Genomic DNA, 11,216 nt, shown 5'->3' with positions numbered 1-11,216 from the left:
CAACGACGACGACGCGTAACACCGACGCCTCAGGGGCGGGTCCCCGGACCCGCCCCTGAGACGTCAGCCCTGCTTCACCGCTGGAAGAGGCGGCGTCGTACGTGTGTACAAGTCGTCCAGCCTCATGTGGGTGATCCTTCCAACGGGGCGCAGTATGCGCCGTCGCGCATGACTACACTTCTTCACACATACACGCGTCAGGCCCACAGTGTCGTGCGTCTTCCACGCGGCAAGCCCCTCCACCGCCTGCGGCCGTCGGGACGGCCGTCCGCACTGGACCTGTGAGGACTCACGTGAGCTCGAAACCTGTCGTACTCATCGCTGAAGAGCTGTCGCCCGCCACGGTGGACGCCCTGGGCCCGGACTTCGAGATCCGGCACTGCAACGGCGCGGACCGCGCCGAGCTTCTCCCCGCGATCGCCGATGTCGACGCCATCCTGGTGCGCTCCGCCACCAAGGTCGACGCCGAGGCCATCGCCGCCGCGAAGAAGCTGAAGGTCGTCGCCCGCGCGGGCGTCGGTCTGGACAACGTCGATGTCTCCTCGGCCACCAAGGCCGGTGTGATGGTCGTGAACGCGCCGACCTCCAACATCGTCACCGCCGCCGAGCTGGCCTGCGGTCTGCTGGTCGCCACCGCGCGCAACATCCCCCAGGCCAACACCGCCCTCAAGAACGGCGAGTGGAAGCGCTCCAAGTACACCGGCGTCGAGCTGAGCGAGAAGACCCTCGGTGTCGTCGGCCTCGGCCGCATCGGTGTCCTGGTCGCCCAGCGCATGTCGGCCTTCGGCATGAAGATCGTCGCGTTCGACCCCTATGTGCAGCCCGCGCGTGCCGCACAGATGGGCGTCAAGCTCCTCTCGCTGGACGAGCTGCTCGAGGTCTCCGACTTCATCACCGTGCACCTCCCCAAGACCCCGGAGACGCTCGGCCTGATCGGTGACGAGGCGCTGCACAAGGTGAAGCCCTCGGTGCGGATCGTCAACGCCGCACGCGGTGGCATCGTCGACGAGGAGGCGCTCGCCTCCGCCCTCAAGGAGGGCCGCGTGGCCGGCGCCGGCCTCGACGTGTACACCAAGGAGCCCTGCACGGACTCCCCGCTGTTCCAGTTCGACCAGGTCGTCTGCACCCCGCACCTCGGCGCCTCCACCGACGAGGCCCAGGAGAAGGCGGGCATCGCGGTCGCCAAGTCGGTGCGCCTCGCCCTGGCCGGTGAGCTCGTACCGGACGCGGTCAACGTCCAGGGCGGCGTCATCGCCGAGGACGTCCGCCCCGGACTGCCGCTCGCCGAGAAGCTCGGCCGGATCTTCACCGCGCTCGCGGGCGAGGTCGCGGCCCGCCTCGACGTCGAGGTGTACGGCGAGATCACCCAGCACGACGTCAAGGTGCTCGAACTCTCCGCGCTCAAGGGCGTCTTCGAGGACGTGGTCGACGAGACCGTGTCGTACGTGAACGCCCCGCTGTTCGCGCAGGAGCGCGGTGTCGAGGTCCGCCTCACCACCAGCTCCGAGTCGCCCGACCACCGCAACGTGGTCACCGTCCGCGGCACGCTCGCCAACGGCGAGGAGGTCGCGGTCTCCGGCACGCTGGCCGGTCCTAAGCACCTGCAGAAGATCGTCGCGATCGGCGACCACGACGTGGACCTGGCGCTCGCCGACCACATGGTCGTGCTGCGGTACGACGACCGCCCGGGTGTCGTCGGCGCGGTCGGCAAGATTCTCGGCGAGGCCGGGCTGAACATCGCGGGTATGCAGGTCTCGCGGGCCGATGTGGGCGGCGAGGCGCTGGTCGTCCTCACCGTCGACGACGACGTCCCGCCGTCGGTGCTGGCCGAGATCTCGGCCGAGATCGGCGCGGCCTCGGCGCGTTCGGTGAACCTCACCGACTGAGTCCCTCCCGCAACCCCCGTACCCGGCATCTAGACGTGTGTCTTACACAGACGTCTGCGTGCCGGGTACGCTGCTGTCATGGGACATCGTGAGGATCTGCTCGAAGGCGCCAAGCGCTGCCTGCTGGAGAAGGGGTACGCCCGGACGACGGCACGCGACATCGTGGCTGCCTCCGGTACGAACCTCGCCTCCATCGGCTACCACTACGGCTCCAAGGAGGCCCTGCTCAACCTCGCCTTCATCAAGGTGACGGAGGAGTGGGGTGACGTGATGACCGACAAGGCCGAAGGGGACGCCGCCGGTGAGGACGCGTCCCAGGCCCCGCTCGACCAGTTCCGCGAGACCTGGGAGCGGGTGATCGGCAGCTACGAGCAGACCCGGTCGGTCTGGCAGCTCCAGATGGAGGTCATCTCCAGGATCGACACCGACCCCGAACTGCAGAAGGCTCTGGCCGGCCCGCAGCGCGAGGGCCGGAACGGGCTCGCCGAGAACATGCTGGGCATCGACCCGGAGACCGATCCCGAGAGGGCGCGGGTGGCCGGACTGTTCTGCCAGGCACTGCTCGCCGGTGTGATGGTCCAGTGGATGATGGACCGTGATTCGGCACCGTCGGCGAAGGACCTGACAGACGGGCTGAAGGTGGTCCTGGAGGGGCGGGAGCGCTAGGGCCTCTCGTTTGGATCATGCCGGGCGGGCGCCGACGGCCGGGGCCGGGGCTGAACACCCCGCCCCGCGGTGCCGTTCAGCGCACCCGTCCCGTATCCGCTCCCGATCCGGAATCCGCTTCCGCTTCCGCTTCCGACCCGGATCCAGATCCAGATTCCGTTTCCGGTGCCGTGCTCCACCCCATGTCCCGTGCGTACCAGCCGAGCTGGAAGCGGGTGGTGGCCCCCGCGCGCTCCATCAGGCGCTTGATCCGGCGCTGTACCGTACGGGCGGACGCGCCCAGCCGCTGCGCTATCGCCTCGTCGGTGAGCCCGCCCAGCATCAGGGCGAGCAGCGCGGCATCGCCCTCTCCGCGGCCCTCGGCCAGCACCGGGCGCGACCGGGCCCAGGTCTGCTCGAAGAGCCCCACCAGCGCCATGACGATCCCCGAGGCGTGCACGATCACCGCGCGGTCGTGCAGCCGGGCGGGGTCGTCGAGCAGCGGCAGCAGGGCGATTTCGCGGTCGACGATCAGCATCTTGGTCGGCACCTCCTCGCTGATCCTGACGTCCACCCCCTCCGCGATCCCGCTGTACACCTCGTCCTGCTCCCAGTGCGCCGCCACCTCGTCGGCCACCAGCCGGGCCCGCACGCCGCGTGCCAGGGCCATTGAGTCGGCCAAGTTCTCCCGGGCCGAGACGGCCACCGACTGGCCCTTCATCAGGCAGAGCATCTCGCGGCGGGCCCCCTGCTGAAGCTGGAGGAACCGGTGCGCGACCGTCTCGCGGCCGTGCAGGACCTCCACGGCGCCGCCGTCGTCGCGTGCCCAGCGTCCCCAGCACAGCACCCCACCCCTCAGCGAAACCCCGGGCTGCCGCACTGCGTTCGGGCCGGCCCGCCTGCACCTGACATCCGATCACTCTGTCGAGTCCCTGCCAATGGCGAGTCTCCGCCACGGCACTCCATTGTCCCGGCCCGCAGGGAGCGGACAGCATCTGATCCACCACCGGACAGCAGGCTTCACGAGAGGGTTTGTCATGGGTAGACGTCACATACGTCTGGCTGCCGCCACCGCGGCAGCCGCCCTGATCACGGGTGCGCTCACCGCGCTTCCCGCCACCGCCGCCACCACGGACGACCCCGAGGTCCTGGCGGGCTCGGGCACCGCAGCACCCGCGTACGTCCGAGGTCTCGACGACCCCGGCTCCGCCAACTCCCGTTCGGCGGCCGGCCCCGCGGCCACCGCCCGCGCCCATCTGGCCCGGCACGACGACGTCTACCACGTGGCCGGTCTCGACCTCGCCGTCGACCGCACCATCTCCGCCCAGGGCCGCGACACCGTCCGGTTCGCGCAGAAGCACGACGGGGTTCCGGTGCTCGGCGCCCAGTACGACGTCCACACCAGGGGCGGCGAGGTCGAGTCGGTCTCCGGCGCCGTCTTCACCGGTCTGCGCACCGGCACCACGCCGAAGGTCACCGAGCCGGCCGCCCGCGGCCGGCTCGCCTTCGACCCGGCCGTCCGCCGCGTCCCCGGCCACCGGACCGCGGGCCACGGCCTCGTCGTCCTGCCGCAGGGCGAGGGCGTCCTCGCCTGGCACTTCACCGTCTCGGGCGCCGACGCCGCGGGCAGCCCGGTCCAGCAGGAGGTGTACGTCGACGCGCACACGGGCGGTGTGACGCTCTCGTACAACAAACTCGACAACATCGAGGGCCCCGCCCAGGGCAGCGGTACGACCTTCGGCGGCAAGAAGGTCGGCCTGAACGTCTACGAGCGCGCCGACGGCCGCTTCGAGACCCGCGACCGGGCCCGCTCGATGTGGGACGGCACGGACGGCGAGATCCTCACCTACGACGCGGAGGGCGGCCCGGTCGAGGACTACCAGGGCACCCTCCCCGCCGGTACGCCCCTGGCGGCCTCCGGCACCGCGGAGTTCGGCGCCGACGCGACCGCCTCCGGCGCCGTGGACGCGCACATGAACGCGGGCCGGGTCTTCGACTTCTACCGGGGCATGGGCCGCAACGGCATCGACGGCAACGGCGGCACGATGAAGTCCGTCGTCAACGTCACCCAGGGCGGCAAGCCGTACGGCAACGCTTTCTGGGACGGGACCAAGATGGTCTACGGCGGTATGAACGGGGTGCCGTTCTCCGTCGGACTGGACGTCGTCGGCCACGAGATGACGCACGGCATCACCGAGCACTCCGCGGGCCTGCTGTACGTCGAGCAGTCCGGCGCCCTCAACGAGGCCGCCTCCGACTACTTCGGCGAGGCCATGGAGGCGGACGCCGACGGACTCTCGATGAGCGACCCGGAGGCGGGCCTCATCGGTGAGGACCTGTGCAGCGACGGCAGTGCCCCCGCGGACTGCGCCCTGCGTGACCTCAACGACGGCCGCCGCGCCGACAAGAACTACCTCAACGTCCCGATGGCGGTGGACAACGGCGGGGTGCACCTCAACTCCACCATCGTCGGCGGAGCCATGTGGGACATGCGCAAGACGCTCAACAAGCACTTCGCCGACGAGATCGTGTACACCGCGCTCACCGAGAACTTCAACCCCTGGACGGACTTCCTCCAGGCGCGGTACGGGATCGTCGACGCGGCCCGCAGGCTCGGCGCGACCAGGGGCGACCTGCAGAAGATCGACAACGCCTTCGAGGCGCACGGCATCTACCCGGGCTGGGAGGCCATCGGGTACAAGCGCGACGGCGACACCCTCGCCAAGGGCCTCGCGCCGGCCGCCGAGGCGGTCGAGCAGTCCCGCAACATGGCGGTCGACGGCGCGTACTGGGCGACGTCGTACGTCGACCTGAAGTCGTTCTTCGACGGTACGCCGGAGTACGGGATCAAGGTCGGCAAGGTCAGGGGCGGCGACGGTCCCAAGGACTTCCAGCAGGACGGGCTGTGGTCCCTCGACCCGGTGATCCAGGGCAAGGAACTCCTGTACACCCGGGTCGGGGCCAATGGCGCCGACATCGTCTCCACCAAGGTGAACGGCAACGGCAAGAAGGTCACCGTCGTCGCGGGCGGTCCCGGTGACCAGCGCGAGGCAGACAGCGACGGCACCGCACTCACCTGGGTCGACATCCAGGGTGACGAGGCCGATGTCTACGTCAGGCAGGGCGACGGCAAGCCGGTCAACATCACGCCGGAGGCCGGGACGAGCGCGCTTCGTCCGACCATCGCCCACGGCAAGGTGTCGTTCCTCAACTACAAGGCCTCGCAGACCTATGTCGATGTCTACGACCTGGCCACCGGCACCCTCACCGAGGCCAAGGCGGGCGGCTTCTTCGACGTCCCCACGGACTACGTCCACAACGGCACGTACGGCTTCGCGGTCAGCACCAGCATCTTCCTGGGCTTCCAGGGCGTGAAGGGCTTCGACCTCGCCGACCCGGCGAACACCAGGAAGCAGTTCGACGTCAGCCTGGCGAACGGCTTCGGCGACTACGTACAGCTCGCCGTCAACGACAAGAACCTGGTCCGCACGGACTCCTTCGCCATGTCGTGGGGCGGTTACGACCACCTGCCCAAGCTGGAGATCGCACCGGTCGCCGATGTGGCCGACGACGGCCGGGCCGACTGGAAACGGGTCTCCTGCGGTGACGGCGCTCAGCTCTACCCGACCCTGGACAACAGCAGCGACCGCATCCTGTGGTCCGAGACCCGCGGCACCACGGACGTGGTGACCCGCGCCAGGGCCGCGGGCGACTGCGCCTGACGCGCAGCGCCAGGCGAGCCGGGCCGGTCCCTGTCCGAGGGCCCGGCCCGGCTACCCTGTTGCCGGTGAAGTACGACCGGCAACAGGGGCTACGGGAGCAGCAGTTGATGCATGAGGTGGGGTGCTGCGAGGTGGCGCGGACGGCCGCTGGGCCCGTGCGGCTCACGCGCCCGGTGAGCGGGGCCGCTCTGTGAGCGTCCGGGCCGGGGAGACGTTCGACGTCGTGCGGGCCGTCACCGACATCGAGGCGCTGCTCGCCGCTCCGCTGCCGGCCACCGGGCCGACGGTGGCCGAGGGGGACCCGGACACGGGGGAGTGGACGGTGACCGCGGGCGAGGGCTTCCGGATCGTCCCGCTCTGGGAGGGCGGTTCCCTCGACGGGACGCACGGCACCGAGTGGGACGACGCGGACGAGGCGGCCGAGGCGCAACTGGCCCTGCTCGTAGCGGAGCTGGAGAGCCGCTGGGGCGCCCACCAGCAGGTGGCGGTCCATGTGGCACTCCTCCTGCAGCAGGACGGGGAGCCGGTGCCCGCGCTGTTCCAGGCGCTGCTCGACGAGGACTGCCACGGCGACCTGGCGGTGTGGGGGCCGGTGTCCGGCGAGGGGCGCTGGGCCGGGGTGAGTGTCGGGCACAGTGACGGGGACGCGCCGCTGGTCATGGCCGCCGTCGTCAGTGACCGGCCGATCGTCGCGCCCGACCCGCCGTCTTGGCTGTAGCGCCTCGGCCGGACGAAGGCCGGCGCTGATCCTCACCGTCAACACCTGGAACCGCATCCCCTGTCCACCGCCAAGGTGCCCGGCACGGACGAAGGGCAGTAGGGGGCGCTCAGAGCCGGGACGCCTTCAGCGCCATGTGCAGCAGCAGCCGGTCCTCCCCGTCGTTCAGGTCCAGGCCGGTGAGCTGATGGACCCGGGAGAGACGGTAGTAGAGCGTCTGGCGGTGGATGCCCAGCTCACCGGCGGTCCGGGACGCCTGGCCCGCGCAGTCGAGGAACACCTCGGCGGTGTGGGCCAGATCCCGGTGCGCCGGGGTGAGCAGCGGGCGGACGGTGTGGTCGGGCGGCGTGTCCGGGGCGAGCGCGGTCAGCAGGCGGTACGGGCCGATGGCCGACCACTGGGCGACCGGGCCGAACCGGGACTCCGCCGCTGCCGCCCGGTTCGCGGCGGATGCCTCGTGCCAGGCGTCGGCCAGCTCCGCCAGGCCCCGGCGCGGCACCGCGATCCCCGCGGTGGCGGCGGCCCCCGCCGTGGCGCGCAGCCGGTCGGCGGCGGTGAGCGCCGGGTCCAGGACCTCGGGGGAGCGGAGCCGGACCAGTGCGGCCAGGGCGGGAGTGCCCGCCCCTGCCGCGGACGGGGCGCCGGACAGGGCCGCCGCCGACGGCACCGTGCGCACCGAGGGCGGATCGTCCGGCCACGGGGTCACGCACACCACGGTGTGCAGCCCCTCCGCGTCCGGGCCGAGCGCCTCGCTGAGCGCGGCCACCGCCATGTCGCGCTGCCAGCCGCGCCCCGCCGTGAGGACCGCGCCGAACTCCCGGGACAGGTCCGTGCCCGCCCGCGCCTCGTCGGAGAGCAGCGCCCCGATCCGGGCCGCCACCTCCATCGCCGCGTCCAGCTGCTGGTCAGTCGGCCGGGGGTCGGCGTCCAGCAGCCATACGTAACCGAGCACCACACCCCGATGGCGTACCGGGAGACAGATCCGGTCCCGGTTGACGCCGGCCTCCGGGGCGGCCGGGATGCGGACGGGGCCGGTGGCGCGGGTGATGCCGAAGTTCTCGAACCAGGCGCGGACCGCGGGGGTCGAGCGGCGGGTCAGGATCGAGCGGGTGCGGACCGGGTCCATCGCCGAGTCGTCGTCGCTGTCGTGGGCGCCGAAGGCGACCAGGCCGAAGTCCCGGTTCTCCAGCGTCGCGGGAGCGCCGAGCAGCCCGGAGATCTCGTCGACCAGCTCCTGGTAATCGCCCTTCACCCAGCCATTCTCGCACCCCTTCAGACATATGTCTGAGATCCAGGGCACGGATGCGTGACAGCTGTCGATGGCCCAGGATCGGAGAGATCCTTAGATTTCACGGTGGTTCTCCGTGCTGTACCGCTTCTGTTCCGCAGGCTTCATGTGCGGCGGTACGGCCTTCGTTCGTACTTTCCGTGGAGGTGCCCCGTGCTGGGTCCCGTGATTCTCGCCGCGTCCCGCAGCGACAAGATGCGCCGCTTCATCTCGGCAGCCCCGGGCACCAAGCAGGTCGTCAGCCGGTTCATCGCCGGTGAGACGGTCGAGCAGGTCGTCCCGATCATCGAGGACGCCGCCGACCACGGCCTCGAAGTCACCATGGACGTGGTCGGTGAGGACATCACCACCCCCGAGCAGGCCGCCGCCGCCCGCGACGCCTACCTGGAGCTCATCGGCCGCCTGAAGGACCTCGGTCTGGGCACGAAGGCCGAGATGTCCGTCAAGCTCTCCATGTTCGGCCAGTCGCTGGAGGGCGGCCACGAGCTGGCCCTCGCCAATGTCCGCCCGGTCGTCGAGGCCGCCGCCGGGATCGGCACCACGGTTACCCTGGACGCAGAGGACCACACCACCCTCGACTCGATGTTCGCCATCCACGAGGAGCTGCGGAAGGACTTCCCGCAGACCGGATGCGTCATCCAGGCCTACCTCTTCCGCACCGAGGAGGACGCCCGCCGCCTCGCCGCCGCGGGCAGCCGCGTCCGCATCGTGAAGGGCGCCTACAAGGAGCCCGCCTCCGTCGCGTTCCAGGACAAGGCCGAGACCGACAAGGCGTACGTCCGCATCCTGCGGACGCTGATGGACGGCGAGGGCTACCCGATGATCGGGTCCCACGACCCGCGTCTGATAGCCATCGCCCAGGAGCTGGGCCGCAAGGCGGGCCGCAAGCTCGACGAGTACGAGTTCCAGATGCTGTACGGCATCCGCAGCGACGAGCACATCCGGCTCGCGGCCGAGGGCCACCGGATGCGCGTCTACACCGCCTACGGCACCGACTGGTACGGCTACTTCATGCGCCGCCTCGCGGAGAAGCCGGCCAACCTGCTGTTCTTCGGCCGCTCCATCCTCACCAAGGGCTGAGCCCCTTCCCTCCCCCTTCTACCTAAGGAGCAACGGAACCCATGGACGCTGTGACCCAGGTCCCCGCGCCGGTCAACGAGCCGGTCCACTCCTACGCCCCGGGCTCCCCGGAGCGCGCCCGCCTGGAGGCGAAGCTCAAGGAGCTCAGCCAGAACCCGATCGACCTGCCGATGACCATCGGCGGCGAGAAGCGGATGGGCGGCGGCGAGCGCTTCGACGTCGTGCAGCCGCACAACCACAAGGCCGTCATCGGCACCTTCGCGGGCGCCACCGAGCAGGACGCGAAGGACGCGGTCGACGCCGCCCTCGCCGCCGCTCCGGCCTGGCGCGCGATGTCCTTCGACGACCGCGCCGCCATCATCCTGCGCGCCGCCGAGCTGCTCTCCGGCCCCTGGCGCGAGACGCTGGCCGCCTCCACGATGCTCGGCCAGGGCAAGACCGCCCAGCAGGCCGAGATCGACTGCCCCTGTGAGCTCGTCGACTTCTGGCGCTTCAACGTGCACTACGCACGCCAGATCCTGGCCGAGCAGCCCCCGGCCAACTCCCCGGGCGTGTGGAACCGCATGGACCACCGCCCGCTGGAGGGCTTCGTCTACGCGATCACGCCGTTCAACTTCTCGGCCATCGCGGGCAACCTGCCCACGGCCCCCGCCCTCATGGGCAACGTCGTGGTGTGGAAGCCGTCCCCGACGCAGACCCACGCCGCCGTGCTGCTGATGCAGCTCCTGGAGGAGGCCGGTCTCCCCAAGGGCGTCATCAACCTGGTGACGGGCGACGGCATCGCCGTCTCCGAGGTGGCCCTGAACCACCGCGACCTGGCCGGTATCCACTTCACCGGCTCGACCCCCACCTTCCAGCACCTGTGGAAGACGGTCGGCAACAACATCGCCAACTACCGCACCTACCCGCGGCTCGTCGGTGAGACCGGCGGCAAGGACTTCGTCGTCGCGCACCCGTCGGCCGACCAGGCGATCCTGAAGACCGCGCTGACCCGCGGCTCCTTCGAGTACCAGGGCCAGAAGTGCTCCGCGTCCTCGCGGGCGTACGTCCCGGCCTCCATCTGGAACTCCGGTTTCAAGGAGAAGTTCGCGGCCGAGATCGACTCCATCACCATGGGTGACGTCACGGACCTGTCGCACTTCATGGGCGCCGTCATCGACGACCGCTCGTTCGCGAAGAACAAGGCCGCCATCGACCGCGCCGCCGCCGACCCGGCGTGCACGATCATCGCGGGCGGCACGTACGACGACTCGGTGGGCTACTTCGTCCGCCCGACCGTCATCGAGTGCAGCGACCCCGAGAACGAGGTCTTCACGACCGAGTACTTCGGCCCGATCCTCGCCGTGCACGTCTACGAGGACGAGAAGTACGACGCGATGCTGGAGCAGATGGAGTCGGTCTCCGACTACGCCCTGACCGGTTCCGTCATCGCGGGCGACCGCGCCGCGGCCGCGTCCACGATGGAGAAGCTGCGGTACGCCGCGGGCAACTTCTACATCAACGACAAGTCGACCGGTGCCGTCGTCGGCCAGCAGCCCTTCGGTGGCGGCCGTGCCTCGGGTACGAACGACAAGGCGGGCGCCCCGCAGAACCTCCAGCGCTGGACCCTGACCCGGGCCATCAAGGAGACGCTGGTCCCGCCGACCGACTACACCTACCCCCACCAGGGCTGACGCCCCCCGGGGCGCCGCTTTCCCGACGCCCCGCCACGAGTCCCGCCTCCCGCCCGGTTCCCCTGCCGGCCGGGAGGCGGTTTCCATTTCCCCGCTGCCGGTTCAGCGGTCGCAGGAGGTGCGGCCCGGCGACCAGCGGCAGGCGACCGCGGCGAAGCCGCCGTCGGGGAGCACGTCCACGGACAGCGTGCCGCCGCCCCGCAC

8 protein-coding genes are annotated in these 11,216 nt (G+C 70.6%); 6 read left to right on the top strand and 2 right to left on the bottom strand.

Annotation, left to right across the window (positions count from 1 at the left end):
* Positions 1–293: 293 nt before the first annotated feature.
* Positions 294–1,886: a phosphoglycerate dehydrogenase gene (gene serA, locus J1C73_RS10120; protein ID WP_123461818.1), complete on the top strand. Its 1,593-nt coding sequence runs from the start codon at positions 294–296 to the stop codon at positions 1,884–1,886.
* A gap of 78 nt (positions 1,887–1,964) precedes the next feature.
* Entirely contained in the window at positions 1,965–2,552 is a 588-nt protein-coding gene (locus tag J1C73_RS10115; RefSeq protein WP_123461819.1) for a TetR/AcrR family transcriptional regulator, read from the top strand.
* 76 nt (positions 2,553–2,628) lie between these two features.
* Here the strand turns inward: J1C73_RS10115 and J1C73_RS10110 are convergent, their stop codons facing one another.
* Positions 2,629–3,378, bottom strand: a complete 750-nt coding sequence (locus J1C73_RS10110; protein ID WP_207316035.1) for a helix-turn-helix domain-containing protein — start codon at positions 3,376–3,378, stop codon at positions 2,629–2,631.
* A gap of 190 nt (positions 3,379–3,568) precedes the next feature.
* Between J1C73_RS10110 and J1C73_RS10105 the strand changes: the two genes are divergently transcribed.
* Complete coding sequence (locus J1C73_RS10105) at positions 3,569–6,253, top strand: M4 family metallopeptidase (RefSeq protein ID WP_207316034.1); 2,685 nt, start codon at positions 3,569–3,571, stop codon at positions 6,251–6,253.
* A 190-nt stretch (positions 6,254–6,443) separates the two neighbouring features.
* Entirely contained in the window at positions 6,444–6,971 is a 528-nt protein-coding gene (locus tag J1C73_RS10100; protein ID WP_207316033.1) for a hypothetical protein, read from the top strand.
* Positions 6,972–7,080: 109 nt separating this feature from the next.
* On the opposite strand, the gene J1C73_RS10095 is transcribed toward J1C73_RS10100, so the two are convergent.
* Entirely contained in the window at positions 7,081–8,223 is a 1,143-nt protein-coding gene (locus J1C73_RS10095; RefSeq protein ID WP_207316032.1) for a PucR family transcriptional regulator, read from the bottom strand.
* Between the two features lie 189 nt (positions 8,224–8,412).
* Between J1C73_RS10095 and J1C73_RS10090 the strand changes: the two genes are divergently transcribed.
* Positions 8,413–9,339, top strand: coding sequence for a proline dehydrogenase family protein (locus tag J1C73_RS10090; RefSeq protein WP_207316031.1), 927 nt, complete (start codon positions 8,413–8,415; stop codon positions 9,337–9,339).
* Positions 9,340–9,380: 41 nt separating this feature from the next.
* Positions 9,381–11,012 carry an L-glutamate gamma-semialdehyde dehydrogenase gene (gene pruA, locus J1C73_RS10085; RefSeq protein WP_207316030.1) on the top strand — a complete coding sequence of 544 codons (1,632 nt, stop codon included), beginning with the start codon at positions 9,381–9,383 and terminating at the stop codon, positions 11,010–11,012.
* The last annotated feature ends 204 nt before the right edge of the window (positions 11,013–11,216 follow it).

This window comes from Streptomyces laculatispora (assembly GCF_017353455.1).
GTDB classification, from domain to species: Bacteria; Actinomycetota; Actinomycetes; order Streptomycetales; family Streptomycetaceae; genus Streptomyces; species Streptomyces laculatispora.
This window is presented reverse-complemented; position numbering and strand designations above follow the sequence as displayed.